Source organism: Nocardia sp. NPDC051756 (assembly GCF_040681495.1).
GTDB lineage: Bacteria > Actinomycetota > Actinomycetes > Mycobacteriales > Mycobacteriaceae > Nocardia.
In genome coordinates, this window is record NZ_JBFAYV010000022.1 from 18,508 (window position 1) to 39,898 (window position 21,391).

At 67.6% G+C, this 21,391-nt stretch carries 26 protein-coding genes; 15 read left to right on the top strand and 11 right to left on the bottom strand.

Going from position 1 to position 21,391, the window contains the following annotated elements:
• Positions 1–4 precede the first annotated feature (4 nt).
• Both AB0M22_RS44765 and AB0M22_RS44770 read left to right on the top strand, forming a co-directional pair.
• Positions 5–1,114, top strand: coding sequence for an ATP-binding cassette domain-containing protein (locus AB0M22_RS44765; protein WP_364739873.1), 1,110 nt, complete (start codon positions 5–7; stop codon positions 1,112–1,114).
• 126 nt (positions 1,115–1,240) lie between these two features.
• Positions 1,241–2,320: an amidohydrolase family protein gene (locus AB0M22_RS44770; protein ID WP_364739876.1), complete on the top strand. Its 1,080-nt coding sequence runs from the start codon at positions 1,241–1,243 to the stop codon at positions 2,318–2,320.
• Positions 2,321–2,392: 72 nt separating this feature from the next.
• Here AB0M22_RS44770 and AB0M22_RS44775 read toward each other — a convergent pair whose 3' ends face one another.
• Complete coding sequence (locus AB0M22_RS44775) at positions 2,393–3,142, bottom strand: helix-turn-helix domain-containing protein (RefSeq protein ID WP_364739878.1); 750 nt, start codon at positions 3,140–3,142, stop codon at positions 2,393–2,395.
• Between the two features lie 302 nt (positions 3,143–3,444).
• On the opposite strand from AB0M22_RS44775, the gene AB0M22_RS44780 reads away from it, so the two are divergent.
• Positions 3,445–4,266, top strand: coding sequence for a hypothetical protein (locus tag AB0M22_RS44780; RefSeq protein ID WP_364739881.1), 822 nt, complete (start codon positions 3,445–3,447; stop codon positions 4,264–4,266).
• Between the two features lie 29 nt (positions 4,267–4,295).
• On the opposite strand, the gene AB0M22_RS44785 is transcribed toward AB0M22_RS44780, so the two are convergent.
• Positions 4,296–4,496, bottom strand: a complete 201-nt coding sequence (locus tag AB0M22_RS44785; protein ID WP_364739883.1) for a hypothetical protein — start codon at positions 4,494–4,496, stop codon at positions 4,296–4,298.
• Between the two features lie 61 nt (positions 4,497–4,557).
• Positions 4,558–4,764, bottom strand: a complete 207-nt coding sequence (locus AB0M22_RS44790) for a CsbD family protein (protein ID WP_107655425.1) — start codon at positions 4,762–4,764, stop codon at positions 4,558–4,560.
• 167 nt (positions 4,765–4,931) lie between these two features.
• On the opposite strand from AB0M22_RS44790, the gene AB0M22_RS44795 reads away from it, so the two are divergent.
• From AB0M22_RS44795 to AB0M22_RS44840, 10 genes are all read left to right on the top strand, one after another.
• Positions 4,932–5,498, top strand: coding sequence for a sigma-70 family RNA polymerase sigma factor (locus AB0M22_RS44795; RefSeq protein WP_364739887.1), 567 nt, complete (start codon positions 4,932–4,934; stop codon positions 5,496–5,498).
• Complete coding sequence (locus AB0M22_RS44800; protein ID WP_364739889.1) at positions 5,489–6,091, top strand: Asp23/Gls24 family envelope stress response protein; 603 nt, start codon at positions 5,489–5,491, stop codon at positions 6,089–6,091. The genes AB0M22_RS44795 and AB0M22_RS44800 overlap by 10 nt, the downstream gene beginning before the upstream one ends.
• Positions 6,088–6,465 carry an Asp23/Gls24 family envelope stress response protein gene (locus AB0M22_RS44805; RefSeq protein ID WP_364739891.1) on the top strand — a complete coding sequence of 126 codons (378 nt, stop codon included), beginning with the start codon at positions 6,088–6,090 and terminating at the stop codon, positions 6,463–6,465. Before AB0M22_RS44800 ends, AB0M22_RS44805 begins: the two co-directional genes overlap by 4 nt.
• The gene (locus tag AB0M22_RS44810; protein ID WP_364739894.1) at positions 6,462–6,779 is read left to right on the top strand and encodes a hypothetical protein; all 318 of its coding nucleotides are present in this window, start codon (positions 6,462–6,464) and stop codon (positions 6,777–6,779) included. The genes AB0M22_RS44805 and AB0M22_RS44810 overlap by 4 nt, the downstream gene beginning before the upstream one ends.
• A 95-nt stretch (positions 6,780–6,874) precedes the next feature.
• Positions 6,875–7,384, top strand: a complete 510-nt coding sequence (locus tag AB0M22_RS44815; RefSeq protein WP_364739897.1) for an Asp23/Gls24 family envelope stress response protein — start codon at positions 6,875–6,877, stop codon at positions 7,382–7,384.
• Positions 7,385–7,573 (top strand): hypothetical protein, encoded by a 189-nt coding sequence (locus AB0M22_RS44820; RefSeq protein ID WP_364739899.1) that lies wholly within the window; start codon positions 7,385–7,387, stop codon positions 7,571–7,573.
• Positions 7,570–7,896: an Asp23/Gls24 family envelope stress response protein gene (locus AB0M22_RS44825; RefSeq protein ID WP_364739902.1), complete on the top strand. Its 327-nt coding sequence runs from the start codon at positions 7,570–7,572 to the stop codon at positions 7,894–7,896. Before AB0M22_RS44820 ends, AB0M22_RS44825 begins: the two co-directional genes overlap by 4 nt.
• Positions 7,893–8,429 carry a DUF6286 domain-containing protein gene (locus AB0M22_RS44830; RefSeq protein WP_364739904.1) on the top strand — a complete coding sequence of 179 codons (537 nt, stop codon included), beginning with the start codon at positions 7,893–7,895 and terminating at the stop codon, positions 8,427–8,429. The genes AB0M22_RS44825 and AB0M22_RS44830 overlap by 4 nt, the downstream gene beginning before the upstream one ends.
• On the top strand, positions 8,429–9,004 hold the full coding sequence (locus AB0M22_RS44835; protein WP_364739906.1) for an alkaline shock response membrane anchor protein AmaP: 576 nt from the start codon (positions 8,429–8,431) through the stop codon (positions 9,002–9,004). The genes AB0M22_RS44830 and AB0M22_RS44835 overlap by 1 nt, the downstream gene beginning before the upstream one ends.
• Before the next feature lie 235 nt (positions 9,005–9,239).
• Positions 9,240–9,608 (top strand): STAS domain-containing protein, encoded by a 369-nt coding sequence (locus AB0M22_RS44840; RefSeq protein ID WP_364739909.1) that lies wholly within the window; start codon positions 9,240–9,242, stop codon positions 9,606–9,608.
• A gap of 22 nt (positions 9,609–9,630) precedes the next feature.
• On the opposite strand, the gene AB0M22_RS44845 is transcribed toward AB0M22_RS44840, so the two are convergent.
• From AB0M22_RS44845 to AB0M22_RS44860, 4 genes are all read right to left on the bottom strand, one after another.
• On the bottom strand, positions 9,631–10,074 hold the full coding sequence (locus tag AB0M22_RS44845; protein ID WP_364739912.1) for a response regulator: 444 nt from the start codon (positions 10,072–10,074) through the stop codon (positions 9,631–9,633).
• Positions 10,071–11,675: an ATP-binding protein gene (locus AB0M22_RS44850; RefSeq protein ID WP_364739915.1), complete on the bottom strand. Its 1,605-nt coding sequence runs from the start codon at positions 11,673–11,675 to the stop codon at positions 10,071–10,073. The genes AB0M22_RS44845 and AB0M22_RS44850 overlap by 4 nt, the downstream gene beginning before the upstream one ends.
• On the bottom strand, positions 11,672–12,964 hold the full coding sequence (locus tag AB0M22_RS44855; RefSeq protein ID WP_364739918.1) for a fused response regulator/phosphatase: 1,293 nt from the start codon (positions 12,962–12,964) through the stop codon (positions 11,672–11,674). The genes AB0M22_RS44850 and AB0M22_RS44855 overlap by 4 nt, the downstream gene beginning before the upstream one ends.
• Before the next feature lie 212 nt (positions 12,965–13,176).
• Positions 13,177–13,686 carry a hypothetical protein gene (locus tag AB0M22_RS44860; protein WP_364739921.1) on the bottom strand — a complete coding sequence of 170 codons (510 nt, stop codon included), beginning with the start codon at positions 13,684–13,686 and terminating at the stop codon, positions 13,177–13,179.
• Between the two features lie 610 nt (positions 13,687–14,296).
• On the opposite strand from AB0M22_RS44860, the gene AB0M22_RS44865 reads away from it, so the two are divergent.
• The gene (locus AB0M22_RS44865) at positions 14,297–16,864 is read left to right on the top strand and encodes an MFS transporter (RefSeq protein ID WP_364739924.1); all 2,568 of its coding nucleotides are present in this window, start codon (positions 14,297–14,299) and stop codon (positions 16,862–16,864) included.
• A gap of 120 nt (positions 16,865–16,984) precedes the next feature.
• Here AB0M22_RS44865 and AB0M22_RS44870 read toward each other — a convergent pair whose 3' ends face one another.
• Complete coding sequence (locus AB0M22_RS44870) at positions 16,985–17,326, bottom strand: MazG nucleotide pyrophosphohydrolase domain-containing protein (protein WP_364739926.1); 342 nt, start codon at positions 17,324–17,326, stop codon at positions 16,985–16,987.
• Between the two features lie 46 nt (positions 17,327–17,372).
• A complete protein-coding gene (locus tag AB0M22_RS44875) occupies positions 17,373–17,606 on the bottom strand; it encodes a hypothetical protein (RefSeq protein WP_364739929.1) in 234 nt (77 codons plus the stop codon).
• Between the two features lie 52 nt (positions 17,607–17,658).
• Between AB0M22_RS44875 and AB0M22_RS44880 the strand changes: the two genes are divergently transcribed.
• Positions 17,659–18,744 carry a hypothetical protein gene (locus AB0M22_RS44880; protein WP_364739932.1) on the top strand — a complete coding sequence of 362 codons (1,086 nt, stop codon included), beginning with the start codon at positions 17,659–17,661 and terminating at the stop codon, positions 18,742–18,744.
• 30 nt (positions 18,745–18,774) lie between these two features.
• On the opposite strand, the gene AB0M22_RS44885 is transcribed toward AB0M22_RS44880, so the two are convergent.
• Entirely contained in the window at positions 18,775–19,767 is a 993-nt protein-coding gene (locus tag AB0M22_RS44885) for an aldo/keto reductase (protein ID WP_364739935.1), read from the bottom strand.
• Between the two features lie 320 nt (positions 19,768–20,087).
• On the bottom strand, positions 20,088–20,894 hold the full coding sequence (locus AB0M22_RS44890; RefSeq protein WP_364739938.1) for an SDR family oxidoreductase: 807 nt from the start codon (positions 20,892–20,894) through the stop codon (positions 20,088–20,090).
• Between the last annotated feature and the right edge of the window lie 497 nt (positions 20,895–21,391).

The window sequence follows — 21,391 nt, forward strand, 5'->3', positions numbered from 1 at the left end:
AACCATGGCCACCATTCGTTACGACTCGGCTTCCTGCGTCTACCCCGGCGCGGAAACCCTGGCGGTCGACTCACTCGACCTGGACATCGCCGACGGCGAATTCATCGTGCTGGTCGGGCCGTCCGGCTCCGGCAAGTCCACCGCGCTGCGCATGCTCGCCGGCCTGGAGGAGATCGACGCGGGCTCGATCCGCATCGACGGCGCCGACATGGTCGGCGTCCCGTCCAAGGACCGCGACATCGCCATGGTCTTCCAGAACTACGCGCTCTACCCGAACAAGACCGTCGGGGAGAACATGGGTTTCGCGCTCAAGATGCTCAAAGTGCCGCTGTCCGAACGCAAACGCCGCGTCGCCGAGGCCGCCGAACTGCTCGGCCTCACCCCGTACCTGGACCGCAAACCGGCGAAACTGTCCGGCGGGCAACGGCAACGGGTCGCCATGGGCCGCGCGATCGTGCGCGAGCCGCGGGTGTTCTGCATGGACGAGCCGCTGAGCAACCTCGACGCCAAGCTGCGCGTGCAGACCCGCACCCAGATCGCCGCCCTGCAACGGCGTCTCGGCACCACCACCGTCTACGTCACGCACGACCAGGTCGAGGCGATGACCATGGGCGACCGGGTCGCGGTGCTGCGCGACGGGCGGCTGCAACAGTTCAGTACCCCGGCCGAGCTCTACGACCGCCCCGCCACCGCGTTCGTGGCCGGCTTCATCGGCTCGCCGTCGATGAACCTGTGCACCGTGCCGCTGGTCTCCGGCGGCGTCGAGATCGCGGGCACCACACTGGAATTGCCGCGCGAGCGGATGACCCGGCTGGCCGCGGCGAACCTGGACACGGTCACCATCGGCATCCGCCCCGAACAGCTCGAACTGCGCAGGGACGGTACCGGTTTCGCGGTCACGGTGGAACTGATCGAGGAGCTGGGCAGCGAATCCTATGTCTACGCCCGGCCTTCCGCGAAGGTCGCCGGCCTCGACGGCGAATCGGTCATGTTCGTGTCCCGCTCGGCGATCCGGTCGCCGGCGAAGCTGGCCGAATCGGTCAGCCTGACCGTGACCGACGCCGCCGCGGTACACCTGTTCCACCCGGCGACCGGCGAACGGATCACCGAATAGGCGTGCCGATATGTGAACAATGCGTTATCACTTCGTGTGCGGACAAATGCACGGTGGGCTACTAACGTTCCGTACCGGAGCGGCCGCATCCCGCCGCTGTATGGACAACCCGCACCGGAGGCATGCGTGACCGTCGACTCCCCAGCGATCGGTAAAACCGCCCTGTACAACGTTCGCGTCTTCGACGGCCACGGCCTGACCGAGCCGACGACGGTGGTGATCGACGGGGCGGTGATCGGCACCGACGCCGAGGGTGCCGACCGAGTCGATGGTCACGGCGCGATCCTGCTACCGGGCCTGATCGATGCCCACATCCACCTAGCCGGGCCCGAATCGCTGGACCAGCTCGCCGCGCACGGCGTGACCACGGCACTGGACATGACCACGTTCCCGCCGGAGAAGCTCGCGGCCCTGCGTAACCGGCCCGGTACCACCGACATTCGCAGCGCGGGCACGCCGATCATCGGCGCGGACGGCCTGCACGCCCAGATTCCCGGCCTGGCGAAGCACGCGGTCATCCACGGTCCGGACGAGGCCGAGGCGATGGTCGCCGAGCGCGCCGCCGCCGGGTCGGACTACATCAAGCTCGTGCTGGAGGCGCCCGGGGAGGGCGGCCCGGACGAGGCCGCCGCCAAAGCCGTTGTGGCGGCGGCGCATGCCAAGGATCTCCGGGTGGTCGCGCACGCGGCGTCGCTGAGCGCCTACACCCTCGCCCTGGACGTGGGCGTCGACATCGTCACGCACATCCCGTCCGACGGCCAGCTGCCTGCCGAAGATGTGCGCCGGATGAAGGCGGAGGGCCGGGTCGCCGCGCCTACCCTCGTCATGATGCAAGGCATCGCAACGGCTTTGGGCCGGCTCGGCTTCGCCGACAGCCTCGCCAGCGTCGCGACACTGCACGCCGCGGGCGTGCCGATTCTCGCGGGCAGTGATGCCAATACCGAGCAGGGCGTGCCGTATCAGCCGCCGCACGGCGACTCGCTGCACCGCGAACTCGAACTGCTCGTCACCGCGGGCCTTACTCCGGTGGAGGCTCTGAACGCGGCGACCACATTGCCCGCCCGATACTTCGGCTTGTCCGACCGCGGCACCGTCGCTCCCGGCATGCGCGCCGACCTCGTCCTGATCGACGGCGACCCGCTGGCCGACATCCACGCCACCCGCGCCATCACCCGCGTCTGGTGCGGCGGCATTCCACACGCCTGACCGGCGGAAAACAAGGCGAGCCGTCGGGGTGTCGCCCAACTGCCTAGGCGACACCCTGACGGCTCTCCACCTTCAGAGCGACACGACTCCCTGCGATCTGAGCAACCTGGTCAGATTCGCGCTCACCAGACCCGCCGCCCGCAGCACCGCCTCCGCGATCGCGGGCAGCCGGGCCAGTTCGCCCACGGTCCCGGCCAGCGCGGCCACCACCTCGCCCGCCGGCCCACGCACCGGCGCCGCGACGCAGGCCAGCCCGAACCGGCTCATGTCGGTGTCGTAGGCCAGCCCGCGTTCCCGCGCCACCGTGATCTGCCGGTTCCATTCGCGCGGCGAGAACCCCTCCGGCGGCGTGCGATTCGGATGCCCGATGGCCAGCACCTGCTCGGCCGCGGTGCCCGAGGGCAGCAACACCCCCGCGCGCAACGGGAAGACCTCGTCGATCTCCCGCCCGATGCCCCCGATCAGCATCGTGTGCCCCCGATCGGTCACCGAGAGGCTGAAGCCGCCCTTCTCCGTCGCCGCCGTCAGCTGCCCGAGCGGCCGGGCCGAGGCAGCCCGCAGCAACCGCGCCGGCTGCCAGGTCTGCCCGAGCCGGAACACCCGTGGCCCGATCTGATACCGCCCGCCGCGGCGCTGTACCGCTCCTTCCACCACCAGTTGATTGAGTAGCCGATAGGCCGTCGCCTTCGGTAGTCCCGCTGTCGACGCCAGCTGGGTCAGGCCCAGCTCGTCCCCGTGCGCGAGGGCCTCCAACAGGGCAAATGCCCCCTCGAGCACGCCACGGCCCCCCATGGCCGTTTTTTCCATCGTCGTTTCGTTCACTCTCTGTCCTCCCGTGCAGATACTGCAACGAACCGAGCACGTGGTGCTTATCGTTCACGGTCCAGCAAATGGAACGCCCGGTTCGCTCATCAGACCGACAACTTCCGCGGGCGGCCGACCAGCTACAGCATTGGTCCGTCGCGCCGAACCGGCACCGGGCGGTTCTTCTACACCGAAGAGTCTCCGGTTTCGGCCCTTCACCCACGTTTCATCGACGTCTCACGGCGTCGAGGGCGGTGAAATCGGCGGCGCGCGCAACCACTCGGGGGAAATTTCGGGCAGACGAAATCGAGGGAGATCACATGGTCGACAGTCTTTTCGCGGACGTGTCATATTTTCAATCGCCGGTGGACGATTCCTATCCGCACGGCATCCTCAGCTTCCGCTCCAACGACGGCACGTTCCGCGATTCAAACTTCGCCGCGAACTACGAATGGGCTTGCCGGGCAGTCGATTCGGGTCGGCTGGCGTGTTTCGTCGTGTACTTCTACTGGCGGCCCAACTGGCTGGAGACGGTCGAGACCCATCGCGAGATGGTCGCGCGCATGGGCGGCCCGCATCCGCGGATGATCGTCATGATCGACGTCGAATCCGGCGGCAATCCCGGCGGCGACCAATCCGGCGGCATCAACGCCGCCTACTGGAATCTCGCCGACTGGCTCGGCGATCGCCGCCGGGTGATCGGCTACGCCAACCAGGGCGACTTCTTCACCATGTGGCCCGATCGCCCCGACGGCCTGCGCATGGTCGGCGCCGGCTACGGCCGCAACCCGAACCTGCCCGGCCAACTCGCCCACCAATACACCGACGGCCAAGGCTTCGGCGGCGGCCTGCCCGAGGGCTGCCCGCCCTTCGGCGACTGCGACATGAACGCCGCCTACGACATGTCGCCCCAGGATTTCGCCGCGGCCTGCGGCGTCGCAATAGAGGAGGAATTCATGTCCGCATTGAACGAAGTCGAGCAGCGTGAGCTGCTCGACAAGACCCGGGCGATCTGGATCCAGCTGCTCGGCCCCGAGGGCGCCGGCTGGCCCCAACTCGGCCAGAACGACAAGGGCCAGAACCGCACCCCCGTCGACGCGCTCGCGGCCGTCGAGGACGCGCTCGAAAGCCCACGGAAGTAACGGCGTTCGGCCCGCCGTTCGAGAGTCGGTCAGGCCTTGCTCGGCAGGATGGCCAGCACGAGGGCCAGCCCGGCGACGATGCTCACGCCGGCCGCGACGGTCGCGACGACGGACTGGGTCATCGCGGCGACGCCGATGGTCAAGGCCAGGCAGGTGGCCACGGCCAGCGCTGCGGTCCCCGGTTCGACACCGGCGATTCTGGTCGGTCGTTGGTGATTGATCACTGTCATAACCTTTGTTCGAACCGGGCGGTGTGCGGCCGTACTCGCGGCCGCACACCGCACGCGTGGGCTACTTGCCCAACGCGTTCTTCGCTTTGTCCACCGCGTCGCCGATGGCGTCCTTCACGTTCTCCACCGCGCCCTTGACGGCGGACTCGACCTGGTCCGCCTTGCCTTCGGCGCGCAGATCGTCGTCACCGGTCGCGTTGCCCGCGGCTTCCTTCGCCTTGCCGCCGAACTCGTCGACCTTGTTGCCGATCTTGTCGCTCAGAGACATCGAAACCTCCGCTGTGTCGTGGCACATCCGGGATGGATGCACACGTCGTATTGACACGGCCGTTCGGCAAAGCGCACGCAGCAACCGGTGAGACAACGATCACGTCATACTGGCCGTGACGGTTTCCAATCCCCGGTGTCTGACTGATGAGCGGTGGAGGAGGTGCTGTGACCACGACAGAAACGGTTGCCGAGACCGCACCCGATGATGCGACCCTGGTGAGCAGGGCGCGCGACGGTGATATGCGGGCCTATGAGCAGTTAGTACTGCGCTATCAGGCCCAGATGTTCCGGCTCGCGGTCAAGATGCTCGCCGACCGCTCCGACGCGGAAGATGTCGTCCAGGAGGTCTTTCTCGGTGCCTGGCGCCGCCTCCCACAGCTCAACGAGGACGCCGCGTTCGTCGGCTGGCTCTATCGCATGACGACCAATCGCTGCCTGAACGTGATCCGGGCCCGCAGGCCTACGGTCGAGGTCGACCCGGAGACCACCGAATCGCCCCGCTCGGACACCCAGCCCGAGCATGCGGTGCAGGTGAGCACGCAATTGGAAGCGCTGAACGCGGCGCTACAGCTGCTCACGCCCGAACAACGCGCCTGTTGGCTGTTGCGCGAGGTGCACGGGCTGACCTACGAGGAGATCGGCGACATCGTCGAAGTGAATACGACGGCGGTGCGCGGCCGGATTGCCCGCGCGCGAGCCCACTTGTCCGAGGTGATGAAACCATGGCGGTGAACGGCACGACAGAACAGGATTACCGGCTGCCCTGCGGCCGTGAGATCGAACAGGTCTGGGATCGGCTCGACGCGGTCGAGGCCGGTCTCGGCGACGAACACGAGAAGACCTGCCCGCACTGCCGGGCCGCCCGCGACAGCCTGCTGGCGTTGCGCGCGGCGACCAAGGAGCTGATCGACGAACCGGATCCGGCGCCACCCGACCTGACCGGACGCATCATGTCCGCGGTGCGCGCCGAGGCCAGGCGCGGGCGGACGTTGGTCCTGCCGACCCCCGCGCCCGGCACGGTCGAGGTGAGTGAACAAGCCGTCGCGACGGTGCTGCGTTATGCCGCCGACTCGGTGCCGGGCGTGCGTGCCAGGCAGTGCCGGGTGCGCCGGGTCGGGATGGGGATGGACGGGGAAACCGTGGTCGCGGTCGAGCTGTCGGTCGCCATCCGGTTCGGGCACGCCACGGTCGGCGACGCGCTGCCGGTGGTGCGCGAGCGAGTCATCGCCGCGCTTGCCGCCCAGGTCGGGCTGGTGTTGCAGACGCTGGATCTGGTGGTCGCGGACATCTACGAGGACGACGAAACGGGGGGCGCGCGGCGATGACGACCGATGCTGTTTCCGAGGTGCGGATCGAGGCGCCTGTCGTCGCCGCGGTGGCCGCGCAGGCCGCGTGCGCGACGCCGGGCGTGGTCCGGCTGGAACCCGGTGTGCGCGGGCTGGTCTCGTCGCTGGTGCGGGTCGGCAAGCAACGCCTGACCAACGCCGACCCCGCGGCGTCGGAGGGCGTGCGGGTCCGGCGCAGCGCCGGGGGCGCGCTGAGTGTGCAAGTGGACGTGGTGATTTCGGCCGACCGCCCCGCGGCAGTGATCGGTCACGCGGTGCAACAGGAGGTTTCGCGGGTGGTGTTCGAACAGACCGGGCAGACGGTCGACGAGGTGTCGGTGACCATTCTCGATATCGAGCCGGAGCGCCCGTGAGCGAGGCCAGCGACATCATCGCCGTGATCCTGGGCGCGCTGGACACGATCGACGGTATTCGCCCCGCCACCCCGTTGGGCGCGGAGAGCCCGGCCTGGTGGCCATGGGACGCACGAGGTTTCGCGGTCGATGTCGGACCCGGCCGGGTCGAGGTGCGGGTCGCGGCGGCCGAGCTGCCGTTGGCGCCGCTGCTGGAAAAGGCAACGGCCGCACTGCGCGCCGCCTTGGCCGGCACCGACTGGTCCGACGCCCGTTTGCGTTTGGTCGTAGCCGAACTCGATGCCGGAGCGTTCGGCAGTGAGGGGGTTACCTAGGTCACACCAACCCGCCCGTGACGATCGGGCCGGATCCCGTGTCGATCCCTATGAAGCCGATGTCCGCTGTACCGCAAGGGAAATCAGGAGGAGCTATGAGCACCACGACGACGACCACTGACAAGAACACGGACACCAAGGCGCCCGCGGACAACAAGGCGGCGGTGAGCCGGGTTTCCAACGCGGCCGCGACGTCGGACAAGAACAGCAAGCTGGCCAGCGACCAGGGCACCACCTCGATCGCCGACATCGTCGTGCAGAAGGTGGCCGGGCTCGCGGCCCGCGAGGTGCGCGGCGTGCACGACCTGGGCGGCGGCGCGGCCCGCGCGTTCGGCGCGATTCGCGATCGCATCCCCGGCGCGTCCGCCAGTATCGGCCAGGGGGTTTCGGTCGAGGTCGGGGAGACCCAGGCCGCGGTCGACCTGGAGCTCGTCGTCGAATACGGCGTCGCCATCGCGGAATTGGCGCGCGCGGTGCGCCGCAACGTGATCAACGCGATCGAGCAGATGACCGGGCTGGACGTGGTCGAGGTCAATATCAACGTCAACGACGTCTACATCCCGGGCGACGACGACGAGCCGGTGCAGAGCAGCCGGGTGCAGTAGATGAGTGCCACAGCGATCTGCCTTGCGGTCGGTCTCGCGCTCGGCTTCGCCGGCGCGTTCGGCGGATTCGGCGCCTTCACCATCGTGCTGCTGTTCGCCGTGCTCGGCCTGGTGGTCGGCCGCTGGCTGGACGGCGAGCTCGATCTGGCCGGGCTGCTCCAGTCGGCACAGCGCAAGGGCAGGCGATGACCGCCGTCGTCGCGGACGAGTATCCGGGCGTCACTACGGTGGCGCCGCGCGCGGTCCAGCGGATCGTCGCGCAGGCGGCGCGCGAGGTGGCCGGCGTCGGCGCCGATGTGCGGGTCGACGCCAGGGTTTTCGCGAACCGGACGTCCCTGGACGTGCGACTGCCGATTCTGTATCCCTCGCCGGTGGGCCGGGTGACCGAGGCGTGCCGCGCCCACCTGGCCCGCCGGACCAGCGAGCTGACCGGGCTCGCGGTGAGCGGCATCGACATCGTCGTCACCGAGCTGAGCACCGAAACCGTCGGCAGCGCAAGGAGAGTCCGATGATCCGCAGGCCGCGCAGGGCAGGCCCGGCGATCGTCGTCGCGGTGCTGCTGCTCGCCGTCTGCGTGGCGGTGGCGGTGTCGTTGATCCAGCGACTGGTCGGCGCGCACGAATTCGTCTCCTACGACCGCGTCGCCGACGACCTGCACGGCATGACCTGGCACGACATGCCGGTGCTTGCCGTGGGCATCGGCGCGATCGTGTTCGGCGTCGGGCTGCTCGTGCTGGCGCTGTGGCCGGGCCGGGCGGCCGTGCTGCCGCTCGGCGCCGACGACGGCATGTCGGCCGGCGTGACCCGCGGCGGGCTGCGCGCCGCGCTGCGCAGCACCGCGGGGTCCGTGGACGGCGTCAGCTCCGCGCGAATCCGCTTGCGCCGCAAAGCGGTCAAGGTATCCGCGCACACCGAACGAACCGGCGTGGACGGCCTGCCCGAGGAGATCTGCGAAACGCTCACCCGCCGGGTGCAGGAGATCGGCCCGCAGCGGGTCCGGCACGTGCGGGCCAAGCTGCACGGACCGAAGACAGGAGAGGCGTGATGAGCGCTACCAACCGTCCGGCGGCGTTGAACCGGACCGTGCTCGGGCTGACCGGCGTGCTGCTGCTCGCGGCGGGCGTGCTCGCCGTCGCCGCGCACTATGGGCGGCTGCGCTGGGTGCAGTCCGACGACACCCTCGTCCCCGGCACCGACGCACCGCCGACCTGGGTGCTGTGGGCCGCGGTCGTCGCCGCGGTGCTGATCGGGTTGCTGTGCCTGCGCTGGCTGCTGGCCCAGGTGTTCCGGATGCCCAAGTCGGTCACCTGGCGCACCAGCGGCACCGAATGGGCCGGGACCACCGTGCTCGAGTCGGCCGTCGCCGCCGCCCCGGTGGCCACCGACATCGAAAGCTACGAGGGGGTGCGCAGCGCCTCGGCCTGGTTGTCCGGCGGCCGCACCGCACCCGAACTGCACCTGGTGGTCACCGCGGAACCGACCGCCGACATCGCCGAACTGCGCCGCCGGATTCTGGGCCACGCGGTCACCCGGCTGCGCGAAGCGCTGGAGGTGGAGATCATTCCGGTGACGCTGGAGCTCGACTTCGCCGAAGACCGGCGACCGGCCCGGGTCCGCTGATATTTATCCGCACGCGGCAGGCCGAGGCGGGCGCGGCGATCGCGGACGGCCTACGGTAGTTTGGCCAGTTGGATCATCTCCGCGCCGTGCTCGAGCGGGCGGAGGGTCGACGCGTCGGAGGTAGCGAAGTGGCGATGCCAGGCAACCGGTTTGGTGTAGCGGGCTCAGGTCGGTCGAGCCGAGGTCGAATGGCGCTCGGTAGCGCCGTCTGCGTCGGTGTCCAGGTGAGTGCTCGATGAGCGCGGACGGGCAGGCGAAGAGCTTGGACACGGACGTGCGCTCGGTGGACTCCGCGCGCATCCTGTCGCTCACCGGTGAAATCGACATGGCGTCCGCGCCGCAGTTCCAGGCCGCGGTGGACGACGCACTACAAGACAAGCCGAGCACGCTGGTCATCGACCTGTCGCAGGTGGAATTCTTCGGCTCCGCCGGATTGAGTGTCCTGCTCGTGGCGGCGGAATCGCTGCCGTCGGGTCAGCTGCGCGTGGTGGCCTCGCCGCCGGTGCGCCGCCCGATCGAGGTGACCGGGCTGGACAAGCTGCTCAGCGTGCACAACACCGTGGACGACGCGCTCGCCGTCGAGGAACCGCGCCGCCCGGCCTGAGGCCGGGACAGCGCGCCTGCGCTCAGCTCTGCCGGGGGAGCCGGACGACCTGGACGAAGAAATCGTCGATGTGCTTGATGGCCGAGACGAATTGGTCCAGGTCGACCGGCTTCGTCACGTAGGCGTTCGCGTGCAACTTGTAGCTGCGCAGGATGTCTTCCTCCGCCGCCGAGGTGGTGAGCACCACCACCGGGATGTGCGCCAGCTCCGGATCGGCCTTGATCCGCTCCAGCACCTGACGCCCGTCGTATCTGGGCAGATTGAGATCGAGCAGGATCAGATCCGGCTGCGGCGCGCCGGCGTGCTCACCTTGCTTGTACAGGAAATCCAGGGCCTCCTGGCCGTCGTGCGCGACGTGCAGGGTATTGCCGATCTTGTTGTCCTCGAAGGCTTCCCGAGTCATCAACTCGTCGCCGGGGTCGTCCTCCACCAGGAGGATGTCGATGGGCTGGCCGGGAACGCTCAAGAGGGATCTCCTATTTTCGTATCTTCGGTCGGCACAGGCGAGTTCAGGGTGAACCAGAACCTGGTGCCGCCGGTGTACTCGGTGTCGAGCCAGATCTTCCCGCCGTGGTGTTCGACGATCTTCTTGCACAATGCGAGCCCGATGCCGGTGCCGGTGTATTCCTCCCGGCTGTGCAGCCGCTGGAAGATCACGAACACCTTCTCCGCGAACTCCGGCGGGATGCCGATGCCGTTGTCGGACACCGAGAACAACCAGCCGCCGGTGTCGTCATCTGCGACACAGGCCAACTCGACGACCGGCGTCCGATCGGGCGCGCGGAATTTGATCGCATTGCCGATCAGGTTCTGCCACAGCATGGTCAGCAGCGTCGGGTCGCCGGTGATCTTCGGCAACTCCTGGGGACGTTCCAACCGCAGCTCGGTGTCTTCGGCGGCGACCGAGAGGTTGGTCATCGCCTTGTCCAGGGTCTGGTCCAGGCCGATCGGCACGTTGCCGTCGATCACCCGGCCGACCCGGGAGAAGGTGAGCAGATCGTTGATCAGCACCTGCATCCGCTTGGCGCCGTCCACCGCGTAATCGATGTATTGGATTGCGCGCTCGTCGAGTTGGTCGGCGTAGCGCTTCTCCAGCAGCTGACAGAACGCGGCGACCTTGCGTAGCGGTTCCTGTAGGTCGTGCGAGGCGACGTAGGCGAACTGCTCGAGTTCGGCGTTGGAGCGGCGTAGTTCCGCGGTCTGCGCATCCAGTTCGGCCGTCTGCGCGGCCAGCGTGGCCTCCTGCACGCGGGAGGACTCCAGCTCGGCGACGACCTGGCGGCGCATGCCCTCCACCGCCACCGCGACGGTCGCCAGGTCGGCGGGTCCGTGCGCGGTGATGTGGTGGTCGTAGTCGCCGTCGGCGACGCGCCGGGAGGCGGCCTCCAGATAGTCCAGCGGGCGCGCGACCAGCTTGCGCACCAGCACGGTCAGCGCGATCGCCGCGATCAGGAAGGCGACGACCATCGCGCCCAGCACGGTATCCCGCACGGTGCGAGTGCTTTTCAGCTCGGCCTGATCGCGGTCGACCTCGGTGGCGAGGTCGGTGTTCTGCGTGGCGAACAGCGTGCGGAGCTTGTCGAACGCGGCCTTGCCGCGCGTCGCGTCCGCCTCGCCGACGGCCAGGGGGCCGCGGGCGGCGACCGCGGTGACCAGCGGTTCGGCATAGCCGCTGCGCCAGTCGGCGGCCGCGCGTTCCACCGCGTCGAGGTCGGCCAGCAGCTGCGGACGGTCGGCCAGCAGCTCGCGGATCTTGGCCGCGGACTGCGCTTCGTCTCGTATCCCTTCGGAATACGGTGCGAGGAACTGGGAGTCGGCCCCGATGGCGTAGCCGCGGATGCCGGTCTCCTGGTTGATCAGCGCGCCCTGCAACCGGTAGGTCTCGGCCGTCGCGGGCTGCAACCCCTCGACCATCCGGTCGGCGACCCGGTTGGTCTTGCTGAGTTGCTGCGCGCCGACCGCCGTGCCGATGATCACCAGGATCACCATCAGGGCCAGCACGAGCATGAACCAGCCCTGGACGGTCAGCCGACCGGCCACGGACTGCTTGCTGGGGGGAGTCGTCATCGATTGTCCTGCTTCAGGTCTCGGTGATTCCACTGCAAGTACATGACCGCCACGTCGTCCTCGAGCCCGCCGTGCGACTCGGCCAGCGCCTCCGCGCGCCGGACCAGTTCGTCGACGAACACCGCGGGATCGGCCGCGCTGATCGTGCGGGCCAGCTCGAGCAGGCCTTCCTCGCCGAGGCGGTCCTGGCCCGCGTCGGTGTGTCCCTCGAACAGTCCGTCGGTGAACAGCATCAGGCCGCTGCCGAGGGGTAGCGCGATCTCGTAGGTCGACCATTCGGCGCGGCCGGGCAGGAAGCCGAGCGCGGGGCCGCCCGGCACCTCGACCCAATCCACCCGCGCGCCGGTGCGCATGAGCATGCCGGGGTGCCCGGCTCGGGTGACCACGACGCGGTGATCGGAGGGGCGCAGGATCAGGCTGGTCAGGGTGGCGAAGGTCTGCTTGCCGGTGCGTTCGGCGAGCAGGACCTCTTCCAGCAGCTGCAATTGGCGCAGGCCGAAGATGTCGCTGAGCACCAGGGTGCGCCAGGCCAAGCGCAGCGCGACCCCGGTCGCGGCCTCGTCCGGGCCGTGGCCGGCGACATCGCCGATCAGCGCGTGCACGGTGCCGTCGGCCTGCTGGACCACGTCGTAGAAGTCGCCGCCGAGCAGGGCATTGGCCCGGCCGGGGCGGTAGCGCGCGACGATGTCGACCGAGCGTTCGCCGCGCAGCAGCGGGGTCGGTAGCAGGCCGCGTTCGAGGCGCGCGTTCTCCTGCGCGCGCATCTGACTGGTCCGCAGCGCCGCGGCCGCGCGTTCGGCCTGTTTACGCTGGATGGCGTAACGCAGTGCGCGACCGAACAATTCGGGCTCGACCCGGCCTTTGACCAGGTAGTCCTGGGCGCCGGCGGCTACCGCGGCGAGCCCGATCTGCTCCTGGTCCAGCCCGGTGAGCACGATGACCGCGACCCGGTCGGTGTACTCGCGCACCACGCCCAGGGTCTCCAGGCCATGCGCGTCGGGGAGGTGCAGGTCCAGCAGCACACAATCGGGTAGCTGTTCAGCGAGTCGCGTGCGCGCCTCGGCCGCGGAGCGCACCCAGCGCACCGGCAGACCCGGCGCGCCGTCGGCGATCAACTCCTCGACCAGCAACGCGTCGCCTTGGTCGTCCTCGACCAGCAGCACCGACAGATCCGGCCAACTCCAGACGGTCGTGCGGTCTGGTAGGTGCTCGGGAATCGGTGCTTCTGTGCGGGGCTTGCCGTCGCCGTCGCCGAGGAGGCCGATCTGCCCACTCTGCCCGGAAAGCATCGACTCCGGTCTCCTTCCATCCGCGTTGACCTACTCGGTCGTCGTCGAATACGACTAACGCGGAGTACCCACATTCGCGCGGCGCACCCTCCGGGCCTTGTACCACGCGACGTGCCAACATTACCGTCCCCGCGAACCGGGTCGGGCCTTACCGGGTGTGGCGGGTGTCGCGTGCGTCGACCGGTACGCTCGCGGGCTCGCGCGGCAATGGTTTACCTGGGACGCCAGGTGGTGAAATCGAATTCGAGGTATTGCTCCGCAGCCGAAGGAATATGGGTGAGCGTGAGTTCGGCGAGATTGCCCTGATCGGTTTGCACGCAGAGGTGGCTGCCGGTGGGCAGGTGGTAGGTGTTGTCCAGGGTTTGGCTCCACGCGGCGGGCACGATCGCGGTGCAGCGGTCCAGGCCGGAGCCGGCGGTGTCGCGGGGGATGGCGAAGCGTGGCTTGCCGTTGGTCATGGCGTTGAGCGAGTCGGCGGTTTTGGACGGGCTCATGTCTACGCCGAGTTGGTTCTGGTCGTGGATCTGGCCGGTGTCCAGGTCGATGCCTTCTACGTTGGCGATTTTCTGGTGGCCGTGGGTGAGTGCGGGTGGTTCGGTGGTGGTCGGGCGCGCGGTGGGACCTGGAATGGGTGAGTTGGTCGGCGTCGCCGAGGGCGAATCGGAGCCCCTGTCGTGGGCGATGGTGTAGATCAACGCGAGCACGCCCGTGACACCGCTCACCACTGTCCAGAAAAGAGCAGATCGCCAGAAAGATCTGGAGCGGGCTGTTCTGGTGTCGTTCGGTGCGGGTGGCGGTTCGCTGGGCGGTGCCGGAGCCGGTGTCGGTCCGTCGGGTGCCGGGTCGGTTTCGGACATCTGCTGTTTCCCCCTGTCGCCGGATGCTGGTCGGAAACCTGCGCCAAGGGCATACCGCAGCCCGCGCCGCAGAAGCTTGTCTCGCCCGCGGCAAGACACGAAAGACCTTACATAGCAGGCGGCTATCCGGGCGCGGGTTTCTCCGGAACCCGCTACCCGCGGTGATAATGGATTGACGGGCTTATGTATTGTTCGCGATAGCAACTAGTTGCGCGGTTTTGGTAGGTCTGCTGGTGAAAATGGGGAGGGGCCACGCCTGTTGGCGGCCCACAGCACACCGGTAAGCTCGCCGAACTGTCGCACCGCTGAGAGTTCTACCAGCAGTAGTTAGTGCAGATCGCTTGTGTCACAAGGCTTGGCGAGCGCCGAGCCGATCCGGACGATGGCCGCGCAGTGGATATGCAGCGACCGTCGATCGGATGCGCGTGTTCGAGAAAACCGCAGACAAACGCAGCCGACCAGAATCAGGGCGCACATGACGAATTCCACCACCCAGGCAACGCCGCCGGGCCTGGAAGCGGACGCGGGTCCCGCACTGTCACACCGGCAGATCTTGACCATCCTGTCCGGTCTGCTGCTCGGCATGTTCCTGGCCGCCCTCGACCAGAACATCGTCAGCGTGGCGATCGTGAAGATCTCCAACAGCCTGCACGGCTTCGACGAACAGGCTTGGGCGACAACGGCTTACCTGATCACCGCGACGATCACCACGCCGCTCTACGGCAAGCTGGCCGACATCTACGGGCGTAAGCCGTTCTACCTCACGGCAATCGGGCTGTTCATCGTCGGCTCGGTGGCCTGCACCTTCGCCACCTCGATGTACGAGCTCGCCGGGTTCCGCGCGTTCCAGGGCCTCGGCGCCGGTGGCCTGATGTCGTTGGCGTTCACCATCGTCGGCGATATCGTGCCCGCCCGCGAACGGGTGCGCTATCAGGGCTATTTCATGATGGTCTTCGGTTTCGCCACGGTGCTCGGGCCGGTGCTCGGCGGTTTCTTCTCCGATCTCGACACGCTCGGCGGGATCGCCGGCTGGCGCTGGGTGTTCCTGGTGAACGTGCCGGTGGGGGTGCTCGCCTGGCTCGTGGTCGCCAAGGTGCTGAATGTGCCGCACCAGCGGCAGAATCACCGCATCGACTGGCTCGGCGCGGTGACGCTGACGATCTGCACCGTGCCGCTGCTGGTGGTTGCCGAGCAGGGCCGCAACTGGGGTTGGGAATCGCATCGGTCGTTGCTCTGCTACGGGGTCGGCGGGGTCGGGCTGCTGCTGTTCCTGCTCGTCGAGTTCCTGATAAAGGACGCGGCGCTGATTCCGTTGCGGCTGTTCAAGAGTTCGACGTTCAGCGTCACCATCGCGGGCGGTTTCATCGTCGGCATCGCCATGTTCGGCGCGATCACCATGGTGCCGCAGTACTTCCAGGTGGTGCGCGGCTTCACCCCGACCAATGCCGGGCTGCTGATGCTGCCGCTGGTCATGGGCATCACTGTCGGCTCGCAACTCGGCGGGCGGATCACCAAGCGGACCGGGCGCTACAAGATCCTGCCCGTGGCAGGCACTTTCATCACCGCGGTCGGTTCGGCGCTGTACGCGCAGGTGCACTACGACAGCGTGCTGTGGCAGCCGCTGGCGTACTGCGCGGTGATCGGGCTCGGGCTCGGTTTCTGTATGCAGACGTTGGTGATCGCGGCGCAGAACGCGGGGCGGCGTTCGGATATGGGCGTGTCCACCGCGGCGGCGACGTTCTTCCGGCAGATGGGCGGCACCCTCGGCGTCGCGGTGTTCTTGACCATCCTGTTCAACCTGTTGCCCAACAAGATCATCGACGCGTTCGGCGGAACGTTGCCGCCCGGGTTCGATGCCGAACAGCTCAGCAATATGCAGAGCAATACCAGCGGTATCGAGGCGCTGCCCGACGAGCTGAAGGTGCCGATCCTGATCGGCTTCACCAACTCCATGCACTGGGTGTTCTATGTCGCCGCGGCGGTGGCGTTGCTGGCCTGCCTGGTGTTGATGCTCATGAAAGAGATTCCGTTGCAGGACGATCCGGTGCCGGTCGCCGCGCGGAAGGCGGCCGTCGCCGAGTCGAGCTGGGACGAGAATCAGATCTGGGAGGGTGCCGCGCAGGCGCTCTCGGAACCCGAACCGGTCCTTGCCGGGGCGGTCGGCAGGCACGCGTCTGCTGAGCACCGCGGTAATGGTTCGCACGAGTTCGCCATGGCGGCAACCGGTTCCACGGTGACCGTGCTCGACTCGGTGGAGGGGTTCGAAGGGTACGGCGACGGCGCGATCGGCGGACGCATCCGTAGGGAGAATGGTCATCCCGTGCCCGATGCCGCGCTGACCCTGATCGACCAACGCGGGCATCAGGTTTCGCGGGCGACCGGTGATGCCGACGGCGGTTATGTCATCGGTGTGCCGGAGAGTGGCAGCTACGTGCTGATCATCTCCGCCACCGGCCATCAACCCGCGGCGGTGACGGTTTCGGTCGGCCAGCGGGCGCAGCACCTGGACCTCACCCTGCTCGGCTCCGGTGAGTTGTCCGGCATCGTCCGCTCCGCCGCCCGCGGCACCCCGCTCTACGGCGCCACCATCACCCTGACCGACCTGCGCGGCGAAGTGGTCGGCGCGGCGATGACCACCGCCGACGGGCGCTACGTGTGCCACGGGATCGTTTCCGGCACATACACATTGGTCGCCGTGGCCGAACACATGCGGCCGAGCGCAACCACCCTCACCGTTCCCGATGCCGGACTGCTTCGGCATGACATCGACATGTCACCCATGGCGGTGCTCGTCGGTTCCGCTCTGGCCGAGGACGGCCGGCCGGTGCCGGACGCTCAGATCAGCGTCCTCAACACGACCGGTGATCTGACCGCCACCGCGCGCACCGACGACAACGGTCGTTATCTCGTCACCGATCTGCCGCAAGGGCAATACACCGTTGTGGCTCGCGGCTATCCCCCGTCGACCAGCCAGATCACCGTCGCCGGTGGTGAGGTCAACCACGACGTGAAACTCGGCTACCAACTGGAGGATTCGCAGTAAGCGGGTCAGCGGATGTAGGTGACGTCCGCTTCTTCCCTCGCGTTGTGCATGAACACAATTCCTATCCACCCCACTAACCACCTCAAACGCGCCTGGCAAACAGTGATCGCGGCCAACCGATCACGCTGACCCTGATTCCCTCACCAGCCGCGCCGAGATGTTCTCCTCCAACTCACCCATAGTCCTGGTGAACACGTTTTCGAGATCCACTTCATAGCGCTGCGCCAAAATCAGCACCGACCAAAGGCAGTCCGCCAGTTCATGTTCCAACGCCTCCTTGCCGCCAGGCATCGCCCGAGTCCCCTCAGCCGCCATAACCAACTTCGCAAGATCCCCCACGTCCCCGACAAACCCGAGCATGAAGTCCGTCCGAGTCCAAGTCCGTCCCCGCTGAGCAAGATTCAGCTCGTCATAGAGGTCGTGAATGACAAGCGCCCGCGCCTGAAGTTCTCGAATATCCATTCCCCGTGTCTACCTCGCGCAGCGCTGAGACGCCCTCGGTAGAACATCAGCGGCCGTTGAGCACCAACGTGTTCGAGCGGTACGCGATTGCGTCCATCAGCCAGTGGATGCTGGGCTTCGGCTCGACCTCGGGGCTTTCCCGCACCATCTTGATCGCCCACATGCGGCGCCCCTCGCGCAGGAGTCGATCGAACTCGGCGCGGACCTCGACCGGCAACGATGGCCATGCGGCGCGCACCGAGTAAGTGCCGAACCCTGTGCACACTTCAGGGTTGTTCATGCCGCGAAGTTCGGGAGCCGACTTGTCAGTGGGCTTCTCTAGGGTGTGAGAAGTGTTCAGACTCGATGGTGAAGTGGGTGTCTCCTACAGCCAGATCTATGTCGAAAGCGACCCTGGTGACTACAGCCCGCGCATGCATGAGGCGTTCGCCGGACAGAACTCGGGGCTGTGCGGCGCCGCGGTACCCGGCGCACTATTCCTGTCGACCGGTTTACATACCGGCAGCGTCGGCTTCACTGTCGAAGTGCGCGGTCAGGCTCCGCCACTGGATCCGGAATGGGAAGACGTCGTGGAGGTTTCGTTCTATCCGCTCTCGGATCAAACCTTCCTGGCGCAGTGGGCTGGTGAGGCCTTCTGGGAATTGGATTTGAAAGAAGGGCTCGACTATCGGGTGCGGTACTGCGCGAAGGGCATGGACCAGGCACGAGAGGGGGATGTCAGGCTCGATGATGAGCCACTGCTGGACCGTTACCTCCTACAGTTCTGGCCCGCCCCGCCCGAACCGGACCGCATAGTGCGTCAGACCTCGCAGAACGCGGCCCGCGCCCATGACTGGGCCCGGCAACAACCCGACGACGCGTTCCGCGCGCGGGCCATCATGGCCCAACGACGGGCACAGCTCACCCCTGAGGGCGCTGAACCGTCTCGCTACGCCGAATCCCCGAACGGGACCGCGGATATCGCGGTCATCTCCCGCGACGCCGATCTCCAGTCTGTCCGCGCGCAGTTGACCGCGCTGAGCTCCTATCCCACTGCGCTGCCCTGGGATTGGGCCGCCACCTTCGTCCTGCCGGCCGACGCCCGCGTCGGTTACCTCGAAGCGTTCCTCGAAGAGATCGGTGAGCACGCCTTCGCCCTCGGTAGTGTCCTGGCGTCGCTGGGTTCCGGGCACGACTACTACCTGGCCTTCGTGACGCCGACCGAGTTCGAACAGCTCTCGCGGCTTCTCACCGCACACGGGATGAGCGCTGAAAGCGTGCGATATGGCCGCTGGACGCCGCGCGCGAGCCCGGAAGACATCGCCGCGAGCAGCGCGATCAGAGCCTGGGCAATAGCCAACGGCCACAAGGTCAGTGCAGCCCCCGGAGCGGCGATCACGTGGCTCGAAAGCTCCGAGGAGGCCGGACCGGACCTATAGCCCCGGCCGCTGCGCGCGAGAGCCCACCGGCTAACCCCGACCGACCTCAGCGGTGTGCACGGGGGTGTAACGCTCGCCGATCACCTGGCTGCTCAGCGGGTCCAGCGCGGCCAGTGCCTCGGCGTCCAGGGTGAGCTCCAACGCGGCCGCGTTCTGCTCCAGCCGGGCCGGGCTGCGGGTGCCCGGAATGGCCGCCACCGCCACCCCGAGCCGCTCGGCCTGGGCGTACACCCAGGCCAGCGCCACCTGGGCCGGGGTGGCGCCCAGCCGGTCGGCCACCTCGCGCACGGTCTGCGCGATCTGCTCGTTGGCCTCGCCCGCCGCGCCGGCGAAACGGGGGTTGCTGCTCCGGAAGTCCTTCTCGCCCAACGCGGAACGATCCAGTGCGCCGGTCAGGAACCCCCGCCCCAGCGGCGAGTACGGCACCAACCCGACCCCCAGCTCGGCCATCACCGGGGTGAGGGCCTCGACGTCGCGGGTCCACAGCGAGTACTCGCTTTGCACCGCGGTGATCGGGTGTACCGCGTGCGCCCGGCGCAGCAGCTCACCGTCGACCTCGGACAGACCGAGATGACGGACCTTGCCCGCCTCGACCAGCTCGGCCATCGCCCCGACGGTCTCCTCGATCTCCACGTCCTGGGGTGGGCGGTGAGCGTAGTAGAGGTCGATCACCTCGACACCCAGCCGCAGCAGCGAGGCGTCGCAGGCGCGCAGCACGTAGTCCCGGGCACCGCGGATGCGGCGCGCCCGATCTCCGCCGCTGCGGTCGATGCCGAACTTGGTGGCCAGCTGCACCTGGTCCCGGCGACCGTGGATGGCCCGGCCCACCAGCACCTCGTTGTGCCCGGTGCCGTAGGCGTCGGCGGTGTCCAGGAACGTGATGCCCAGCTCCAGGGCCCGGTCGATGGTGGCCAGGCCGCCGTCCCAGTCGGCGGCGCCGTAGCTTTCGCTCATCCCCATGCACCCCAGTCCCATCGTGCTGACGGTGAGACCGGGTGAGCCGAGTGTGGTTCGGGTGATCATGTGCGGATGCTCCTCCCGCCGGCGGACCGGGCGGTACCTCGTAGGGCTGACGAACGCCTCCGACACTAGGGCTTGGAGTGCACTCCAAGTCAAGCCCGAGCATCGGCCTCGTCGGCGGGTCAGGCGCGACGCGGTCCGAGCCGGGGATAATGCTCGTGATCGCCACTCCCGATGGAGGTTTGGTCAACGAGGCGTCGGTCGGTATCGCTGGTCTGGGCGAGGTTCCGGTCTGGGTTCGGGCGATCTTCGGTGGGGAGTGGTGTTGTCAGCCAAGCATTCTGGGCTGCCGACTACCCGGGGCGCCCCATCGAGTGCGCAGGCTAAGGGGTACCCGACGCGGTCGTCGCGATGCCGCCGTCCACCGGGATGATGGTGCCCGTGAGGTAGGCCCCGGCCCGGCTGGCGAGGAACACGGCGATACCGGCCATGTCGTCGTCACGGCCGAGTCGGCGCAGCGGGGCCGCTGCCGCGATCGTGTCGCCGATGGCATCGAGCGTGGACACCATCATCTGCGACGGGAACACTCCCGGTGCCACCGCGTTCACCGTGATGTGCTGTGGGCCAAGCTCTCTGGCGAGCACTCTGGTGAGTTGATGGAGTGCCGCTTTGCTGCTGGCGTAGGAGTAGTTGGGCGACTGGGCGACGTGGATGGCAGCGATACTGCCGATGTTGATGATCCGCGCGGGATCCTCGGCGGCGCCCGCCCGGCGAAGTGCGGGGAGCAGCGCCTGCACCAGCCAGAACGGCGACTTGAGGTTGAGGTCGAGCACTGTGTCCCAGGCCTCGTCCGGGAACGTCGCCAGCGGCTCGCGCCACATCGCGCCCGCGTTGTTGACGAGGATGTCCAAGCGTTCCGAGTTGGCCATGACAAGATCGGCGAGGCGTACGCACTCGTCGTGCCTGGACAGGTCGGCGGGGATTGCTTGAACGTCACCGTATTCGGACAGCAGATGCTGCGCCTGCGCGCACGTGTCTGCGTTGCGTGAGCTGATGACGACGCGGGCGCCGGCCTGAAGAAGGCCGCGCGCGATCATCATCCCAATGCCCCTGGTGCCGCCGGTGACAAGGGCGTACTTTCCACTTAGATCGAAAAGTTCTGTGTGAGTGGTGAATTGGATGTCTGCCATGGTATCGGTCCCTTCTGTCGTGGAAGAACGCGCCGACACGGTTCGGGGCAGCTGGACTGATGCGGGAAGCTTCAGGGCGTGTCCATGGAATTTTGTCGCCGCTTTCGACCTACCCAGTCTGACAAGCGTTTTGGACGTCCGGGAGACCCTGGTGACACAGGTACTGCGAGACCCCCTTTGCCTGGTGCGCTGACTCAGCCGGATCCACGGCCTGATTCCCGGTTGATCGTTTCGGGGCTGCGTATGGTGGCTCGCGAATTCCGAGAACCATTGCTGGACAAGCGATCAGGAGGAACTGGTGCAACTGGCTTCTCGAACGATGCCAGCACCAGCTCCCTCTGATCATCCGACCAACAGCAGTCGATGCGAACGGGGCGGTACGGGTGACTGCGCGGTAGTCGGTGCGGGCTCAGGCGGTCAACGCAACACTTCTTGGAGTGCTTCTGATGGTGTGCGGAATCCGAGGGTTTGTCGAGGGCGCCCGTTGAGTTCGTCGG